General features: G+C 58.1%; 20 protein-coding genes and 3 tRNA genes. 11 read left to right on the forward strand and 12 right to left on the reverse strand.

Features of this window, described 5'->3' with window-relative positions; genetic code table 11:
• Position 1: 1 nt before the first annotated feature.
• Positions 2-163: a hypothetical protein gene (locus SBC1_RS04385; RefSeq protein ID WP_165987439.1), complete on the forward strand. Its 162-nt coding sequence runs from the start codon at positions 2-4 to the stop codon at positions 161-163.
• A 91-nt stretch (positions 164-254) separates the two neighbouring features.
• On the opposite strand, the gene SBC1_RS04390 is transcribed toward SBC1_RS04385, so the two are convergent.
• Both SBC1_RS04390 and SBC1_RS04395 read right to left on the reverse strand, forming a co-directional pair.
• Positions 255-704, reverse strand: a complete 450-nt coding sequence (locus SBC1_RS04390; RefSeq protein ID WP_165987441.1) for a hypothetical protein — start codon at positions 702-704, stop codon at positions 255-257.
• Between the two features lie 207 nt (positions 705-911).
• Positions 912-1,139, reverse strand: a complete 228-nt coding sequence (locus SBC1_RS04395) for an Arc family DNA-binding protein (RefSeq protein WP_165987443.1) — start codon at positions 1,137-1,139, stop codon at positions 912-914.
• A 96-nt stretch (positions 1,140-1,235) separates the two neighbouring features.
• Here SBC1_RS04395 and SBC1_RS04400 point away from each other — a divergent pair, with 96 nt between their 5' ends.
• From SBC1_RS04400 to SBC1_RS04415, 4 genes are all read left to right on the forward strand, one after another.
• Positions 1,236-1,439, forward strand: coding sequence for an Arc family DNA-binding protein (locus tag SBC1_RS04400; RefSeq protein WP_165987445.1), 204 nt, complete (start codon positions 1,236-1,238; stop codon positions 1,437-1,439).
• Positions 1,440-1,471: 32 nt separating this feature from the next.
• Positions 1,472-2,062: a hypothetical protein gene (locus SBC1_RS04405; protein WP_165987447.1), complete on the forward strand. Its 591-nt coding sequence runs from the start codon at positions 1,472-1,474 to the stop codon at positions 2,060-2,062.
• Positions 2,055-2,405, forward strand: coding sequence for a hypothetical protein (locus SBC1_RS04410; protein ID WP_165987449.1), 351 nt, complete (start codon positions 2,055-2,057; stop codon positions 2,403-2,405). Before SBC1_RS04405 ends, SBC1_RS04410 begins: the two co-directional genes overlap by 8 nt.
• An 81-nt stretch (positions 2,406-2,486) precedes the next feature.
• On the forward strand, positions 2,487-2,963 hold the full coding sequence (locus SBC1_RS04415) for a hypothetical protein (RefSeq protein ID WP_165987451.1): 477 nt from the start codon (positions 2,487-2,489) through the stop codon (positions 2,961-2,963).
• Positions 2,964-3,088: 125 nt separating this feature from the next.
• Here SBC1_RS04415 and SBC1_RS04420 read toward each other — a convergent pair whose 3' ends face one another.
• The 6 genes from SBC1_RS04420 to rph form a co-directional block, all read right to left on the reverse strand.
• Positions 3,089-3,595 (reverse strand): hypothetical protein, encoded by a 507-nt coding sequence (locus tag SBC1_RS04420; protein WP_165987453.1) that lies wholly within the window; start codon positions 3,593-3,595, stop codon positions 3,089-3,091.
• Positions 3,596-4,712: 1,117 nt separating this feature from the next.
• A tRNA-Ser gene (locus tag SBC1_RS04425) sits at positions 4,713-4,802 on the reverse strand.
• Positions 4,803-4,913: 111 nt separating this feature from the next.
• The gene (locus SBC1_RS04430) at positions 4,914-6,104 is read right to left on the reverse strand and encodes an MFS transporter (protein ID WP_165988801.1); all 1,191 of its coding nucleotides are present in this window, start codon (positions 6,102-6,104) and stop codon (positions 4,914-4,916) included.
• A gap of 40 nt (positions 6,105-6,144) precedes the next feature.
• Positions 6,145-7,392 carry a radical SAM family heme chaperone HemW gene (gene hemW, locus SBC1_RS04435; RefSeq protein WP_165087613.1) on the reverse strand — a complete coding sequence of 416 codons (1,248 nt, stop codon included), beginning with the start codon at positions 7,390-7,392 and terminating at the stop codon, positions 6,145-6,147.
• Positions 7,389-8,012 carry an RdgB/HAM1 family non-canonical purine NTP pyrophosphatase gene (rdgB, locus tag SBC1_RS04440; protein ID WP_165987455.1) on the reverse strand — a complete coding sequence of 208 codons (624 nt, stop codon included), beginning with the start codon at positions 8,010-8,012 and terminating at the stop codon, positions 7,389-7,391. The genes hemW and rdgB overlap by 4 nt, the downstream gene beginning before the upstream one ends.
• The gene (gene rph, locus SBC1_RS04445) at positions 8,005-8,751 is read right to left on the reverse strand and encodes a ribonuclease PH (RefSeq protein WP_243830277.1); all 747 of its coding nucleotides are present in this window, start codon (positions 8,749-8,751) and stop codon (positions 8,005-8,007) included. The genes rdgB and rph overlap by 8 nt, the downstream gene beginning before the upstream one ends.
• A gap of 375 nt (positions 8,752-9,126) precedes the next feature.
• Here rph and SBC1_RS04450 point away from each other — a divergent pair, with 375 nt between their 5' ends.
• The 5 genes from SBC1_RS04450 (at position 9,127) to SBC1_RS04470 (ending at position 14,099) form a co-directional block, all read left to right on the forward strand.
• Positions 9,127-10,059 (forward strand): YicC/YloC family endoribonuclease, encoded by a 933-nt coding sequence (locus SBC1_RS04450; protein WP_165987458.1) that lies wholly within the window; start codon positions 9,127-9,129, stop codon positions 10,057-10,059.
• Positions 10,060-10,066: 7 nt separating this feature from the next.
• The gene (gene gmk, locus SBC1_RS04455; protein WP_165987460.1) at positions 10,067-10,735 is read left to right on the forward strand and encodes a guanylate kinase; all 669 of its coding nucleotides are present in this window, start codon (positions 10,067-10,069) and stop codon (positions 10,733-10,735) included.
• Between the two features lie 57 nt (positions 10,736-10,792).
• Positions 10,793-10,996, forward strand: coding sequence for a DNA-directed RNA polymerase subunit omega (gene rpoZ, locus SBC1_RS04460; protein ID WP_031359151.1), 204 nt, complete (start codon positions 10,793-10,795; stop codon positions 10,994-10,996).
• 62 nt (positions 10,997-11,058) lie between these two features.
• Entirely contained in the window at positions 11,059-13,491 is a 2,433-nt protein-coding gene (locus tag SBC1_RS04465; protein WP_165087635.1) for a bifunctional (p)ppGpp synthetase/guanosine-3',5'-bis(diphosphate) 3'-pyrophosphohydrolase, read from the forward strand.
• A 116-nt stretch (positions 13,492-13,607) separates the two neighbouring features.
• Positions 13,608-14,099, forward strand: a complete 492-nt coding sequence (locus SBC1_RS04470) for a phage protein NinX family protein (RefSeq protein WP_165087638.1) — start codon at positions 13,608-13,610, stop codon at positions 14,097-14,099.
• A 122-nt stretch (positions 14,100-14,221) separates the two neighbouring features.
• On the opposite strand, the gene SBC1_RS04475 is transcribed toward SBC1_RS04470, so the two are convergent.
• Positions 14,222-14,298: transfer RNA gene (locus tag SBC1_RS04475), tRNA-Arg, on the reverse strand.
• Between the two features lie 86 nt (positions 14,299-14,384).
• Positions 14,385-14,461 (reverse strand) — tRNA-Arg (locus SBC1_RS04480).
• 139 nt (positions 14,462-14,600) lie between these two features.
• Between SBC1_RS04480 and greB the strand changes: the two genes are divergently transcribed.
• Positions 14,601-15,161, forward strand: coding sequence for a transcription elongation factor GreB (gene greB / locus SBC1_RS04485; RefSeq protein ID WP_165987462.1), 561 nt, complete (start codon positions 14,601-14,603; stop codon positions 15,159-15,161).
• A gap of 112 nt (positions 15,162-15,273) precedes the next feature.
• Here greB and SBC1_RS04490 read toward each other — a convergent pair whose 3' ends face one another.
• A complete protein-coding gene (locus SBC1_RS04490) occupies positions 15,274-16,416 on the reverse strand; it encodes a porin (protein ID WP_165087646.1) in 1,143 nt (380 codons plus the stop codon).
• Positions 16,417-16,973: 557 nt separating this feature from the next.
• Positions 16,974-17,231, reverse strand: a complete 258-nt coding sequence (locus SBC1_RS04495) for a hypothetical protein (protein WP_243830278.1) — start codon at positions 17,229-17,231, stop codon at positions 16,974-16,976.
• Positions 17,232-17,510 lie beyond the last annotated feature (279 nt).

The following is a 17,510-nucleotide window of genomic DNA, read 5'->3' on the forward strand; positions in this document are numbered from 1 at the left end:
CATGATGAACCAAACCATTCCTGAGGCCGACGACCTTGCGCCGGCGATCGCTTTCGAGAGGATCGTTGCCGCTTGCCTGGAGCTGGAGTGGCAGATTATGCCGCGGGTGTACCAGCGGAGTGTGAAGGCGGTACGCGAGCCGGCCGAGGAGAAATCGGATTAGATGGGGGGACGAGGGCGGGTAGAGTGGTCAGGCGTGCCGCTCTGCCTTGCTGATACGCAGGGAGTGGCGGAGACAGGCTCCGCCGATTTCACTACAAAGCGAGGCGCGCCACCTCAGCCTGTGACCATTGATATAGCGCGTTATCGAAGTCGCTTAGAACGAGTGGCCACTCACCCGACGTCGTATGCACGGAACCGCAGGCACGCTCATCGCCGCCTTTCACGGCAACATATAAGCCTTGTCCATCAATGCGGAAGGTAATTGGGATCTCGACCAGCAATGATTCGTAGTTTCCTATGGGGAACTGGACCATCACCGAAAAAGCGATTTGATTGGTGCCTTGATCGGCCTCGAACACCCTTTGTTCCCGGAAGGAATTCTCAGTATGAATCCCTACCTGAAGCAGTCTGTCTTCAACGTCAAGGTGCTTTAGCAGTGAGATCTTAAACAGCGGAACCAGTGCGTTGAGGGTGCTCAGCGCATTGCGGTGCTCCGCTACTGCTTTTGTAAGACGCTCGCTTATTGTGCGGTACATGCTCATTTTTAGCCTTGTCTCGTAGGGTGGAGCGCAGTACAAGCCTAGCACAAGCGAAAAAAATCCCGCCGTCTAACGGGCGGGTCGGGCGTCGACGCTGAGAGGGCCATCGCCTAAGGACGTCGATATTTTATCGAAGCGCACTCTGCAGCGTGACAACGAAGGCTGCAACATCATCTGCATTTCATGAAACGATCGGCCGCCGGCTGGCGCTCAAACCTTCTTCCGCCTCTTTTCCCGCTCGTCCAGCGCTTTGACGACCTTCTCCGCGAACAGATCGAGGGTGTACTGATCGATTGACGCACTGCCTGAAAAACTTTCCTGTAGGCGCGACACGACCTCGGCATTTAGCGACCGATTGTTTGCGATAGCTGCATCCGCGAGCATTTCCTTCAGCTCGTGCGGAAGCCGCAGTTTCATTTGAGGATCTTCACGTGTCATGGCACGAATAATGATGGATCACGGTGGTGTTGACAATGGGACCACGGTGGTCTATCTTGTACGAAACGGACCACGGTGGTCCATAAGGAGGTGTCGATGAGTACGGCTGCACAGTTTCCTCAGATGAAGCTTCGATTGCCGGCAGCGCTGAAAGACTGGTTGACCGCCCAGGCGGACATGAATCGTCGAAGCGTCAATGCCGAAGTGGTGTTTCGCCTGCAGAACACCTTGATGACAGGCGCCGACCCGCGCGCCCAAATAGAAAACGCCCCGCTGGCTGCAACCGGCGAGGCGTTGTGAGTGAAAATCCCCTCTAGAAAGGAGCATTCATCATGATGGACCGTAACACGACGGGTTTGACTGGTGTACAACAGGTAACAAAAATGACACTTCGTTCACACGCGATGGCGGATAGCGACCGGCTCGCTGAAATCACGCGTGCGGTGTGCGCATCACCAGCCGTGCGGAAGGAGGTAGCACGCGGCGATCGAAACACTCGTAAGGCGGCGACGCCGAAGCATGTTACGGGTCACCGCAGCGATCAGGATCGGCCGGCGATTGCTTGCCATTTGGTGTTCATCGCGCCATTCAGCTTTGGCCTTACGATTGACGGAAGGGCAACACGACAACGGTTCGATAAGACGCTCCCTGACGCACTTCGAGGTCTCGCTGAGGACTGCAAGCGTGCGCGCCAATTGTTGGCCGAGCATCCAGGCGAATCAGGCGACCATCGTCCTAATGCAAGCCTCATTGGTGATGATGAGCATTTCTATTGCGGCCGCATCAACCTCCCCCCGACAATGACCGACGAAGCCCTCGCTGAGTTAATGCCGGAAATCGAAGCCAAGGCGCGCGATCTCTTCGACCGGGCGTCGCGCCGCACCCGCCGTGCAATCGCCAACAAGGAGGTCTGCCATGCATAACGACGCCCGTAACTTCGCTGAAATGGATCGTCAATCGATGCTCCCCGCTGTGTTTGTCAGCCGCGTGGTTCACGCCAACATGGCTCCCCGGCATAAGCAGGGGCATTTCGTGCTGTTCGAAAAACATGAGCCTGTGCACTTGGGGGGCGATATCTTCGTAGTCTTAATCGATGGCACGTCCATCATATGGAGGCTCGATGGCATTAGCGACACCGAGTTGACGGTGCACAGCTATGCGCCTGAGATGACCGAGACCGTTCCGCGTCGACTTATTAAGGAGATTTACCCGGTCATGTGGTCTGTGAAGGGCATCGAAGGAGCGGACCTCGGAACCGACCTGTGACGCGCGGCACTGGGGCGGAGAAAACTCGAACATGACGCGATGCTTTTTCGGCGGTCGTTGGTGGAAGAGGTCATTTAATGTATGAGCGACCGCTCAAACCGCGCCAAGACGGCTAAATCAAAGCGTGATGGCCCCGGCGGGGCCGTCATGCTTATTCCTCATGTGGTTCTCTTCAGCGACGCTTTCCTGTCCCTCTCGGGCAACGGCGTGAAGCTACTCGTCGACATTACGCAGCAATACAACACTCGGAACAACGGAGCACTTCTTTGTTCATGGCGGTACATGAACGAAAAGCGCGGCTGGCGTTCGCCGGAAACGTTGAACCGGGCTCGTCTGGAGCTGATGGAAAGGGATCTGATTTTCCAGACTGTTCAAGGGCGTATGCCGAACAAGGCGAGCTGGTATGCGATCACGTGGGCAGCGCTCGACAAGTTGGACGGGCTAGACGTGTCTCCAGCCGTCTTCCCGCGCGGCGCCTATGCGCGCTGGAAGCCATCCACCAAGCCCGATCAAAAAACAGAGTCTACTGTACGGAAACCGTATATGGTAGCCGCCTGATAGATACGAAAACCGTACATGGGGCTTCTCTCATATGTACGGTTCCCGTATCTATCTGTGGCATTCGAGAGCCATGCCTAAGTACGGTTTTCGTACACCTTCTAGTATTGCCACTCCATACCGATTTAAGCACCGCCCATCCGAACGACCTTGGCGCGAATGCGCCGAATGATGCTCTTGTCGGCCGCAGCAAAGACCTCGCACTGGTGAGGGGTGCTCTCGCCCAGCAGATGCCGCCTCAATCCCTCAGGAAAGGCGAAACCACGCGTGTTGCCGGGGCCATTTGTGCTTCCTCGGCAAAGCGGACAAAGAGCACGCTCCCCATGTCCATAAGCTCCCATCTGCAACGCTGGCCGCGGGTCAGCAGCATTTAGCACTCGATCGAGTGCCTGACGTCTCCATGCCACTAGGTCTTGATGATCCTCCAGCCCCTCATGACCATCCAGTAAGCCCTGGACGTCCATTAGTTCGATGATCGCGTAGCGCGACATCGCCAGATCGCTTTCTAGCGAACGGTTATCTAACGCAAGCCTCTTGTTTTCGGTCTCAAGCCTAGCCAGTTCACGTTCCAGCTTGAGGAAGTCGGCGAGTTTAAGTTCGCGAGGTTTTCGGACGGTCCGAGTCACGGCCATGGCGCACCTGGGCACGAATAATGGGCGCTCAGATTAGCTCAAAACTGGCGACGGTTGATGCTGGAAATCACACATAGGTCCGGTTACCGTTTTGGTAGCCGTTCCTGATCTAGTAACCCCCCTTATATCCCCCCTTCGAAGGCCCATCGATGCCCCTTGGTTGTCAAATCAACAACCCCAGTTGTCAAAACGACAACCGTTGCCGAATCAGTAACCCATGGCTTACCCATAGGTTACCCGTGGGATAACGGTGAGTTCACGGTGAGTTCACGCGTCACGCTGCGTCACTGACGCGTCACCGTTACGTGTAACGCTACGTGCGTTGCAGTGCGTTGCATTTCGTTGCGACAGACTCTGTCGGCGCTCTGTCACAGAACGCCCACCGACGGTGGAAGGTGCCATTTCTAATTCTGCGTCGGCGCAGTTTTGCGCTCAGTGGCATAACAACCCCCAACGGGGGAAGACGTCTCCCCAAAGTCGGGGCGGCCGGGATTCTAATTACGGAGATTTCCCCAAATCGGGGGAAAAGGTTTGGGGAGGGTGTCGTTGCCCAGAACGAGGCTGGGCAAACGCCAGATCTGGCGGCAGATCTAACTACCGGAAATCCGGCAGTTCGGCCGATCCTTCAAGGAGGGCTCAAGGAGTCGTCATGGAATCCTTGAAGCAATGCTTGGAGCATCGAGCTAAGTCAGATTTGAAATCCCGATCGGCGTTTGAAACGCTGTTGGAGTTTTACGACTTGATCGCAGAAGTCGCGTTTCAAATTGCACTTGCTTAGCAGATGCCGAGCACTGGCAAGGCACATGCGAGCATGGTGCTAGAACCGGGAATTCCCGCTAATCAACTCGGCAGGCTCAAAGCCGGCACGGTCCCCCGACTGGGTGACCTCGGAGACGCATCGGTAGACGGTGATGCGTCTACACCGATGCCTACCGGATGCCTACCTTTGGTGAAGGCAAGAGTGCCGTTTTTGGGAGGCTTTGGCGATGGAACAGTGCCGTTTTCGGTACTGTTCGCGGAGCGCAGTTTTGCGCCTGAACAACACTTTTCTGATTGGCGGGATGTTTGGCGGGTAGAGATCGAAAGTTTGCTGTGAGCCTTTTAGAGTAAGGCTTCGTGGCGGAAGCGGTGAGATTCGAACTCACGGACGAGTCACCCCGTCGCTAGTTTTCAAGACTAGTGCCTTAAACCGCTCGGCCACGCTTCCACGTTTCATACACAGCAACTACGAGAAAAGTGCGCTCAAACCGCGTCGCACCTTCCGGCAAGGCGCGTATTGTAGCGCAACTTTCGCTGGAGTCCATCAAGCAAAACCGCCTCACCCTTCCAGCGACCGGGTTGCACGCAAACCCGGAAACAATCGCATCCATAGCAACGCAACCACGATGGTCCCCACGCCGCCAATCAGCACCGCCGGTACCGCGCCGAACAGTCCCGCCGTCATCCCAGACTCGAACTCGCCCAACTGATTCGATGTCCCGATAAACAGCGAATTGATGGCGCCCACTCGTCCTCGCATATCGTCGGGCGTTTGAAGCTGCACGAGCGACATGCGCACGACGACGCTGATCACATCGGAGGCGCCTAGCGCGGCCAGCGCGATCAGCGAAACATATAAATTCCGCGATAACCCGAACACAATTGTCGCAATGCCAAACGCGATCACGCCGCCGAACAACGCTGTCCCGGCGCGCTGTCGCAGAGGAAAATGCGCGAGATATATCGATCCGGTCAGCGCGCCGACCGCAGGCGCCGCGCGCAGGACGCCAAGCGCCCACGGGCCGGCGTGCAAGATATCGCGGGCAAAAACGGGCAGCAATGCCGTTGCGCCGCCGAGCAATACCGCGAACAGATCCAGCGATAACGCCCCCAGGATCACCGGCTTGCGTCGAATGAAGGCGATGCCGGAGAAGAGCGACTCGAACGTCAGCGGCGTACGCATGCGCACCACTTGTTCGATCTTTATCGATGACAACGCCACGGCCGCCCCAATGAACGCGACTGCTACCGCACCGTACACCGTAAGCGCCCCGAGGCCGTAGAGCAGACCGCCCATTGCCGGGCCGAGGATCTGTGCGGTCTGGTTAGCCGACGTCGACCACGCGGTCGCATATTGCAATTGGGCGCGCGGAATCAGATTAGGCAAGAGTGCAGCCATCGATGGCGACTCGAACGCGCGTGCCGACCCGGCAACAGCTGCGATCAGATAGATCAACCCCTGGCTGGTCACCCCGCGCCACGTCGCGATGCATAGCGTCAACGCGGCCACGCCCTGAATTGCCTGACAGACGAACGCGATCGTGCGCCGGTCGTAGCGGTCGGCGACATGGCCCACCACCAGCGTGAGCATGAACATCGGCAGGAATTGCGAGAGGCCGACAAGCCCAAGCGCGAACGCGCTGTGTGTGATCGAGTAGATCTGCCAGCCGATTGCCACCGACATCATCTGGAACGCAACCGATGACATCACCCGAGCGCTCCAAAAGAGCGCAAACGGCCGGTGGCGCATCACGGAGCCAGCGGTCAAAGCAGGGGCGGACGCGTCCAATTTAGCGGTCTTCCTTGATTTTTATCGATGGCGTGTCCCTGAGAAAGAGCGCTTGCAGGTCGTTGAGAAAATCCTGCCCGCGCTGCGTTGGCGCGATGCGTTCAATGTCGCGCGTGATCAAGCCACGACGCTCCGCTTCCACCAGTCCCGGTTCGATCGCGGACATCGCAAGCCCGGTTCGTTCGTTGAACGAATGCACCGGAAACCCTTCCACAAGCCGCAACGTATTCAGCATGAATTCGAATGGCAGGTCGCGCGGCCCGACTTCGTGCTCTTCCTGCACCGCCGCGCCGCCAAGCGCTTCATCCATGTACGTTCCCGGATGCTTGTAACGCACCTGACGCACGATTTTCTGCGGAAACGACAGCTTGGTATGCGCGCCCGCACCAATGCCGAGATAGTCGCCAAAACGCCAGTAGTTCAGGTTGTGCTGGCTCTTCCTGTGCGGCTTCGCGTAGGCAGACACCTCGTAGCGTTCATAACCCGCTGAAGCCGTGCGCTCGTGAATCCAGTCCTGCATGTCGGCGGAAGCGTCGTCGTCGGGAACGGGCGGCGGGTACTTCGCGAACATCGTGTTCGGTTCGAGCGTCAGGTGATACAGCGACAAATGCGGCGGCGCGAAACTGATCGCCGTTTCAATATCCGCACGGCACTCGTCCAGCGTCTGCTTGGGCAGCGCGAACATCAGGTCGAGGTTGAAGTTGTCGAAGTTCTTTGCCGCTATTTCCACTGCCTGACGCGCTTGCGTTGCATCGTGAATCCGGCCGAGCGCCTTCAGATGCTGCTCGTTGAAACTTTGAATGCCTATCGATAAACGATTCACGCCGCTCGCCCGAAACTGCGCGAACTTCGCGGCTTCGAACGTGCCGGGGTTAGCTTCGAGCGTGATTTCGGCGTCGGCGTCGAGCGGCAGCAGCGCGCGGGCATCGGAGAGCAGACGGTCAAGTCCTTTCGCCGACAGCAAACTCGGCGTGCCTCCGCCAATGAAAATAGTGTGCACCTGGCGGCCCCAGACCATCGGCAATGCGCGCTCCAGGTCAGCGCGCAAGGCATCGAGATAACGGTCTTCGGGGAACGTCTCGCCTTTCCATTCGTGCGAGTTGAAATCGCAATACGGGCATTTGCGCACGCACCACGGGAAATGCACATACAACGACAGCGGCGGCAGCGACGTCAGCCGAATACTGCCCGGCGACGTGAACGCCTTGATCACGTTGATCGCCTGAGGACCGCTTGAACTGGCCGTCACGATACTTCCTTCAACCGCGCCAACAAATGGCGAAGCGCAATTGCCCGATGGCTGCTGGCGTTTTTCACGGCGGGATCGAGTTCGGCGGCGGTTTGTCCGAGCGACGGCACCAGGAAATGCGCGTCATAGCCAAATCCGTTTGCTCCGCGCGGGGTATCGATGACTTCGCCATGCCAGCGGCCTTCCGCAATCAGCGGTTCGGGGTCCGCTGCATGGCGCACCAGCACGAGTACGGAGAAGAAATACGCGCGCCGATCTGTTTCATTGGCGAGATCCTTCACGAGCCGTGCATTGTTCGCGGCATCGCTTTTCTCTCCACCGTTGAGCAGTTGCGCATAACGTGCCGAATACACGCCCGGTGCGCCGCGCAACGCATGCACGCAGAGGCCGGAGTCGTCAGCGAGAGCAGGCAATCCTGTCGCCGCCGATGCATGCCGTGCCTTCGCCAGCGCATTCTCGACGAACGTCACGTGCGGTTCCTCAGCCTCGGACACACCCAGCTCGCCTTGCGTCACGAGATCGATGCCGGCGGTGCTCAGCAGTGCTGCGAACTCGCGCAATTTGCCGGGGTTATTGGACGCGAGTACGACGCGTTTCGATGCGTTATCGGAATCAGGCACTGAGCAACTCCAGCGCGACTTTTTGCTTCGCGATCAACGTTTCAATGCCGCTTTGCGCCAGATCCATCAGCGCGGTCATTTCGGCGCGCGTGAACGGTACGCCTTCGGCCGTTCCTTGTACTTCCACGAAACCGCCTGCGCCGGTCATCACGACGTTCATGTCTGTGTCGCACTGTGAGTCTTCGTCGTAGTCGAGATCGAGCACCGGCTGGCCGTTGTACACGCCGACCGAGATCGCCGCGACAAATTGATTGATCGGCGATTCTGCGATCTTGCCGGCCGCCAGCAGCTTGGTTACTGCATCGTGCGCCGCGACAAACGCGCCCGTAATGCTTGCCGTGCGCGTGCCGCCGTCGGCCTGGATCACGTCGCAATCGATATGCAGCGTGCGCGCGCCCAGCTTGCTCAGATCGAATACTGAGCGCAGCGCGCGCCCGATCAAACGCTGGATTTCCTGCGTGCGTCCGGTTTGCTTGCCGCGCGCGGCTTCGCGGTCGTTACGCGTGTTGGTGGCCCGCGGCAGCATGCCGTATTCGGCGGTGAGCCAGCCTTGGTCGCGTCCGCGCAGGAATTCGGGCACGCGCTCGGAAATGCTCGCGGTGCAGATCACTTTGGTATCGCCGAATTCGACGAGAACCGACCCTTCCGCATGCTTCGTGTAATGCCGCGTGATGCGCACGTCGCGCAATTGGTCCGCGCTACGGCCGCTCGGGCGGTTGAACGGGGCGGACGGGTTCAGCGTGGAGTCGGTCATGGAGGAGGCAAGGTGAAAGAAACGCAGTGAAAGGAGCTTGGGCGCACAGTAAAAAAAGCGTAAAAACCGCGCCAAGGTTCGAATTTTATCCGCAATCCGGGTGAGCGTCCGGTGCGGTGTCCCGTGTTCATCTCGTGTTGATCTGCGCGCGCCGCATGGCGGCGTTGCGTTTCCACGGGCGGGATCGGCAAAAATGGGATAATGCCAGCTTCCTCGCCCGGCCAACATTGCCTGCCATTCTCGCGCAGCTTCACGCCGGGCGTTTCGAAGCGAACTGGCCGTGCCGCGCTAGCAGCCAAGCGATAAGCAACAAGCGAGCAAGCAGCAAAGCCGCCACGGCCTTCAATCACGGACGCGACAATGATCTACAGCATGACAGGCTACGCAAGCGCTACGCGCGAAGTAGCGTCGGACGGCGCGGGCGCCAATGGCTCGGGCGTGGGGGTATCGGTGGAATTGCGCACAGTGAATTCGCGCTTCCTCGACATGAATTTCCGCATGCCCGAAGACGTACGCGTCTGCGAGCCGCAATTGCGCGAAATGCTGATGAACAAGCTCTCGCGCGGCAAGGTCGATATCCGCATCAACCTGAATCGCGCAGAGCAGACCACCATTGCAGGCGTGCTTAATCGCGATGCACTCTCGCAACTCGCCGCGCTCGAGCGTTCGGTGCTGGATATTTTCCCGGAAGCCGAACGCATGCGCACGGGTGAAATCCTGCGCTGGCCGGGCATTTTGTCGGAGAGCGGGGTATCGGCGGAAACGTTGCGCGACGCGGTCCTGGCGTGCGGCAAGCAGGCGATTGCCGAACTTATCGATGTCCGCGCCCGTGAAGGCGCCGCGCTCGCCGCCGTGCTGATCGCGAACGTGACGGAAATGGAGGCTATCGTTGCCCGGGTCACGCCGCTTGTGCCGGAACTGATCACGAAGCATCAGCAGAAAATTGTCGAGCGTTTGCAGGATGCGCTGGGGATCGCGTCGCCGGAAGGCACGCAAACCAGCATCCCGCGCGAGGAAATTGCGGAACGGATTCGCCAGGAAGTGACTATGTACGGCATCCGCATTGACATCACTGAGGAATTGCAGCGTCTCTCCGCGCATCTGGCGGAAACACGCCACGTGCTGCAAAAGGGCGGGAAAGTGGGCAAGCGGCTCGACTTCATGATGCAGGAGCTGAATCGCGAAGCGAACACGCTCGGTTCGAAGGCGGCTGCGAAAGAACTCGCGGACTCGTCGATGACGCTCAAATTGCTCATCGAACAGATGCGCGAGCAAGTGCAAAACCTGGAGTAACGCTGTTATGAACGACGCACAACAACGCAACACCTACGCCGGCGTTTATCCGGGCAACCTGTTCATGGTCGTGGCGCCGTCGGGCGCGGGCAAGTCGACGCTGGTCAACGCGCTGCTCGCGCAGGACCAGGCGATCCGCCTGTCCGTGTCGTACACCACGCGCGAACCGCGTCCGGGTGAGGAAAACGGCGTTCAATACCATTTCGCTTCCGTCGATGACTTCATGGCGCGCCACGCCGCCGGCGAGTTCCTCGAAAGCGCGGAAGTGCACGGGAACTACTACGCCACGTCGCGCGTGTGGATTGAAGAGCAAATGAAAAGCGGCCACGACGTGCTGCTCGAAATCGATTGGCAAGGTGCGCAACAGGTCAAGAAGCGCTTTCGCAACGCGGTGGAAATCTTTATCCTGCCGCCGTCGCTGGATGCGCTGGAAGAGCGCCTGAAAAAGCGCGGCCAGGATGCACCAAACGTGATCGTGCGCCGTTTGCTGGCAGCCGGCAGCGAGATGGCGCATGCACCGGAAGCGGAATACGTGCTGATCAACGAGAACTTCGAGCGTGCGCTCGGCGAGTTGCAATGTCTCGTCGCAGCCACACGGCTACGTTTCGGTTCACAGTACGCGCGTTATACGCAGTTGTTTGTTGAGTTAGGCATACACTCGCCGCACGCCGAGTGAACGGGGCTTTCCGGTCACATAAGGTAGAATGAAGAACATATCGAGAAGGAATCAACCATGGCCCGCATCACCGTCGAAGACTGTCTGAAAATGATCCCCAATCGCTTCGAGCTCGCGCTCGCGGCAACGTATCGCGCGCGCCAGCTCGCTCAAGGCCATACGCCGAAGATCGAAAGCCGCGACAAACCGACTGTTGTTGCGCTGCGCGAAATCGCAGCCGGCCAGGTCGGCGTCGAGATGTTGAAGAAAGTGCCGGTTTGATTATCGGTCCGGACGTCTACGCGCATTGTCACTAATCGCGTCAGCTAACCACGGAGGCGACCATGAATCCTGTTCCATCGTCCGTCTCTGTGGATCCGCATAACGACGTCCTCAGTACAGAGTCACATTCCGGGTCACATTCTGGAAACCACGCGCACGATCATGACACTGCTCATGATGCCGATTCTCCCTCGGCGGCGCGCAAGTACATCGACGCAGTCCTCGAACAATCGTTTCGCCATCTGTTCGGGCCAACTGCTACCCCGGAAAAGCCGCGCCGTCACGACGTAGTTTCCATCGCGAAACTGACCACTGAGCTGGCCGCGTACCTTTCACCGGAAGAAATCAAGCAGGTCAAGCTGGCTTTCCATTTCAGCGATGAAGCCCATCTCGGGCAATATCGTCAGAGTGGCGAGCCGTACATCACGCATCCGGTCGCGGTCGCGGAAATCTGCGCCAGCTGGAAACTCGACGATCAATCGATCATGGCAGCGTTGCTGCACGACGTGATCGAAGATCAGGGCGTGACGAAGACCGAGATTGCTGAGCGTTTCGGGCCGAAGGTTGCAGAACTCGTCGATGGCTTGTCGAAACTGGACAAGATGGAGTTTCGCAATCGCGAGGAAGCGCAGGCGGAAAATTTCCGCAAGATGCTGCTCGCCATGGCGCGCGACGTCCGCGTGATTCTCGTCAAGCTGGCCGACCGGCTGCACAACATGCGCACGCTGGGTGCGGTGCCGCCGGAAAAACGGCGTCGCGTGGCGCGTGAAACCATCGATATTTACGCGCCTATCGCGCATCGGCTTGGGTTGAACAACACGTATCGCGAACTGCAGGACCTGAGCTTCGCGAACTTCAATCCGCATAGGTACGCCACGCTCGAACGCGCTGTGAAGGCCGCGCGCGGCAACCGGCGTGAAGTGGTGGGCAAGATCCTTGAAGCGGTCCAGCGCACGATTGCGGACGCGAAAATCAAGGCCGACGTGACCGGCCGCGAGAAAACCATCTTCAGCATTTACAAGAAGATGCGCGACAAGCAGTTGTCGTTCTCGCAAGTGCTCGACGTCTATGGCTTTCGCGTGGTCGTGGATACCGCGCTCGAATGTTATACGTGCATTGGCGCGCTGCACGCGCTCTATAAACCGGTGCCGGGCAAGTTCAAGGATTACATCGCCATTCCGAAGGTGAATGGCTATCAATCGTTGCACACCACGCTGGTAGGTCCGTTCGGTGCGCCGATCGAGTTCCAGATCCGCACGCGCAAGATGCATGAAATCGCGGAAGCGGGCGTGGCTGCACATTGGCTTTACAAGAATGGCGGCGCGGATCTGAACGACGTGCAAAAGCGCGCGCATCAGTGGCTCAAGTCGCTGCTAGACATTCAAAGCGAAGCAGGAGACTCCAGCGAATTCCTCGAACACGTCAAGATCGACCTGTTCCCCGATGCTGTTTACGTGTTCACACCCAAGTCGAAGATCATGCCGCTGCCGCGAGGCGCGACGGCTTTGGATTTTGCGTATTCCATTCACAGCGACCTGGGCAATCAATGCGTCGCGGTGAAGATCAATAACGAGTTGCTGCCGTTGCGCACCGAGTTGAAGAGCGGCGACATTGTCGAAGTGATCACGGCGCCTTATTCGAAGCCGAATCCCGCGTGGCTGGGTTTCGTGCGTACCGGCAAGGCGCGTTCGGCCATTCGTCACTATCTCAAGACCATGCGGTTGAACGAATCGGTTCAACTGGGCGAACGGCTCGTCGATCAAAGCCTCAAGGGCTATGGCCTGGCGTTGTCGGAAGTGACGCCGGAAGTCTGGGAAAGGCTGGCGCAATGGACGGGCAACAAGAGCCGTCAGGAAATTTTCGCGGATATCGGCCTGGGCCGGCGCGTGGCCGCCGTGATGGCGAAGCGCATTGAAGTGCTGATGACCGGCCGCGACGACGACGATTCCCCGCGCGAGGGCCTCAGCACGAATACGGCACCGCCGGTTGTGATCACGGGCACCGAAGGGATGTCGGTGCAACTGTCTGCCTGCTGCCGCCCGATTCCCGGCGACAACATCATGGGTTACATCGGCATTGGGCTGGGCATGGCGATCCATACCACCGAATGCCGTGTGGCCCAGCGGATTCACAAGCGCGATCCGGGCCGATGGATTGACGTTGCCTGGGCGCCGCAGCCGGGCCGTCTGTTCGACGTATCCATCAAGGTGCTCGTCAGCACGTCGAAGGGCGTGTTCGCCCGCGTAGCAGCCGATATCACGTCCGCCGATGCCAACATTGTCCACATCGCCATGGACGAGGACGTGACGCAGGAATCGACCGTACTGCGTTTCGTCATCCAGGTCAGCGATCGCGTGCACCTGGCGAATGTCATGCGGCGCGTGCGCACGAACCCGGACGTGATGCGCATCGCGCGTGAGCGGCCGAGTGACGAGCCACATCATCGCAATACCGAAGGTGGCATGCGGATCGATCGCGAACGCGGCGATTATTAACGCCTGGCGTTCGCCTCTTGGCGCGGCGGCCGGCGGAGTCTAGGTCTGAGCTCGATCTGCCGCCGCTCGAAAGCGACCTGCTTGCCTGTACCCATTCTGCGTACACAGGGGCACTTATGAAAACATCAGAACTGGAAGGCGCCGGGCTCGACTATTGGGTCGCGCGCGGGCTGCATGACTTCATCCGGGAAATTCATTTCACCGATGGTGGCCAGACGCTGTCCATCCGCGGCAATGATCGTGGCCGGGCGTGGGACGGGCGCTTCCTGCCGTCGACGTCGTGGGAAGCGGCGTCTGTCGTGCTTGAGCGTGCGTGCCGGCTGGAGATGAACGACCACGGACGTGGCGAAGTCGTGTGCACGGCAGTATTCGGCAAGGCCGGCGCGGAAGTGGAGGGGCGCGGGCCGTCGTTGCGTATCGCCTTGCTGCGGGCTTTTTTGCTGCATGCGTTCGGAGACACAGTGGACGACGAGTTTCCGCATCGTTCGCAAATGCTGCTCGGAGAGCGGGCTGAACTGCTGGGCGAGCAGAGTGCGGCCGCAACGATTGAAGATGCACCGTTGCCGGACGGACGCATAGGCGATATTGGGTCGACTGCGCGGCAGTAAGCGGGTTCGCGGTCCGTACCCCTGGAAGCTGGCGAGCGCCAAGTGCAAACCCGCCAGACGTGTGCGCGACTTTCGCCCGCAGAAAGAAAAAGGGCCTTCCGTGAGGAAGGCCCTTCTAAAACTGGTGCGGCTGGCAGGATTCGAACCCACGACCCCTTGGTTCGTAGCCAAGTACTCTATCCATCTGAGCTACAGCCGCGCACAAAGCAGGGTAATACAAAAAACTGATTCAGGAAACGCTTGCTTGAAACAAAACAACTAAAACGTCTTGAAGCTTTGAAGAAGTGGTGCGGCTGGCAGGATTCGAACCCACGACCCCTTGGTTCGTAGCCAAGTACTCTATCCATCTGAGCTACAGCCGCACGCGAGACCAAGAGTATAGCCAAGCTCTCCCAAAAAAGGAAGCGTTACGCTGCGATTTCTGTAATACCGATCTCCTTCGTGTTACCGTGCACAGGAGCTATCTCGCTCCTCTTCACGTTATTTTGAGCGGTTTGCACCATGAACAAAGCATTTGTAAAGGAATCGGACGAGAGCGACGAAGATCTCGACCTCGAGCAACCCCCCGGCGTCCCTCCCGGCACCAAGAACTACATCACGCCAGCCGGGCACCAGCGTCTGCGTGACGAGCTGCTGCATCTGCTGGACATCGAGCGGCCGGATGTCGTGAAACTGCTTTCCTGGGCGGCGTCGAATGGCGACCGTTCGGAGAACGGCGACTACATTTACGGCAAGCGGCGCTTGCGCGAGATTGACCGGCGGATTCGCTTCCTGACCAAACGGCTCGACAAAGCGGAAGTGGTGGACAGCAGCCGGCAGGAAAACATCGACCAGGTGTTTTTCGGCGCTACCGTGGACTACGCCGGCGACGATGGGGAAGCGCACACAGTGACAATCGTAGGCGTGGACGAAGTCAATCTGGATGTCGGACACGTGAGCTGGATCTCGCCCATTGCTCGCGCGTTGCTCAAAGCCAAGGTCGGCGATACGGTCACGCTGCATACGCCCGCTGGTGTCCAGCAGATCGATATCCTCGACGTACATTATCCGCCGAAGGCCTGAGGCGCTTCATCTTGAGGCGCTTCATCTAAAGCAATAACGTAAGGAACCTCAGGACGAAAAAAAGGCGCCGCAAGCGGCGCCTTTTTCACATCGGTACAACTTTGAACAAGACTTAGAAGCGGTGGCGAATGCCAACCGTTGCCGAGACTTGGTTCGGGGTCGACGACATGCCTACGCCGTTGATCGGAGCGCCAATGCCGCTGTCGCCCAGGTCCAGTGCGTGGACGTATTCGCCTTGCAGGTACACGTCCGTGCGCTTCGACAGCGAATAAGCTGTTTGCACGCTGAACTGATGGAACGACGGCTTTTCGCCATCGAGACGGGCATCGGTGTACGTGTACGCGCCAGCCAGGCTCAGGGCCGGGGTCAGGGCATAGTGAGCGTTCAGCTCATAGTTGTTGAAGCGAGCGTAGTTGCCGATTGCGATGTTGTTCGAGTTGCCAACCGTAGCGCCGTTGATGCTTGCCGCATCTTCAAGCTTGGTTTGCGTGAACACGAAACCAACCGTTGCCGGGCCGAACGCGTAGTTCAAGCCAGCACCGAACGTGCGTTGCAGGCCTGCGTTGAACGTGTTGTCGCTAGCAACAGCGCCGCCCGTGTTGTTGATCACGCCAGCGGTCAGGTCGTTGTTCAACTGCAAGTAAGCTGCAGCAATGTTCAACGGACCGTAGTTATACGATGCGCCAACGCTGTAAGCGCGGTTGTTCGAGAAACCAGCAGCTTGGTTCGAGAAGCCATATTGCGCGCCGAACTTGAAGCCCGCGTAGTTCGCGCTCGTGTACTTGACTGAGTTGTTGATACGGAACGAGTTGTCGAGGTTGTCGTTGTCGAACGGGTGCGCGAACTGCGTGCCACCGTATTGCGTGCCAGTCAGAGCCAACGGGCCCAGGTAATCGACCACGGAGTCATATTGACGACCGAGGGTCACAGCACCGTACTGGTTGCTCGACAGACCGACAAATGCTTGACGGCCAAACTCACGACCATTTTGGCCCAGCGTGCCGTTAGCAATGCTGAAGCCGTTTTCCAACGTGAAGATTGCCTTCAGGCCACCACCGAGGTCTTCAGAGCCGCGCAGGCCCCAACGGCTGCCGTTCACCGCGCCGCTCGTCATCTTGAAGTTATGTGAACCGTTTTGATTGTTTGTGTACGTCAGGCCAGCGTCGATCAAACCGTACAACGTCACGCTGCTTTGAGCATGAGCGGCGGTTGCAAATACGCCCGACAGGGCGGCGACCATGAGAGTCTTTTTCATCTTTGTAACTCCGAGAGCAATTTGGGTCTGACAACCCAGGCTTGAAGGAAACCTTCACTCCAACGCGCTGCGAGAGGCGCAGTCAGGTGATTTCGTGTGCCAAGAATAGACACAGTCGTTTCCGGACCAGACGAAGTGTAAAGACGGTGTTACAGCGGTGGCATTCCGATTTACGCAATAAAGTATTCTGCGATCGGCAATGATTGGAAAAAGCAATCTGAGCCTTTACTGGCAAGGCTTTGCGGGGGAATGGCAGGAGTAAATACAGAGTGTCAACAGAGGTTCGTTGCGCAATTGCGACATGCACTATCGTTAAAATACAACGCGAATAATCCTAAATGTCGATTGTTGACGGAACTGCAATAGATGATTGCCAGATCTGTTGGTGATTTCGATAAGGCGCGTCGTTATACTTTAACGGCTGCTTTCCGAAGCAGACTTTTTCGTTGACGGAAAAGATCTCCAAACCTTGTCGGCGCGACTTCCCAGTCGCGCTTTTTTTCGCCTGAACGGATGCAATGTCCGAAGCCTGTTGCAGGTGCTGTTTACCTTCTTAGTTAGTTAGCTACTTCCAGCTCTTCTTCCGGCTCCCCTTCAGCTTCATTCCCAACTTCGGATGATTCTGCGCCGCCGTTGCTATCGAATGTCAGCGGACTCGATATTGTCCAGTCTTCCATCACATAACGACGCGCATCCATTGGCGAGGACAGAAGGTTCTGCCAATGATCGCCATGCCATGCAGGGTCGAAATCCAGAGCTGAATGCGATTCCACAACTGCTCGGGGCGCTACCAACGTCCTGATCCACGAAAACATGCTTTTGAGTTCGGTCGTCACAGCAATGACCTCCTTTAAAGTGCTTGCGGTACTCATTTATGATGGCGGCAGCTGATTTCGGTAACAAGGCTCGTAAACGCTTACGATTCGACAATAATGGTTACAGGCTGAGTAAATATTTCCTTTTGAGGGATATGGTCGGTTTAATTCGGAATTATTACGACCGATTGTTCTCTTTTCTGCCCTTGCGGTTCGAACACCAGCCTTCGAAACTCCTCCCTCGTGTGCAGCCCGGGCTAGTGGCTGGGAACGGCCTGG

Source organism: Caballeronia sp. SBC1 (assembly GCF_011493005.1).
Classification (GTDB): domain Bacteria; phylum Pseudomonadota; class Gammaproteobacteria; order Burkholderiales; family Burkholderiaceae; genus Caballeronia.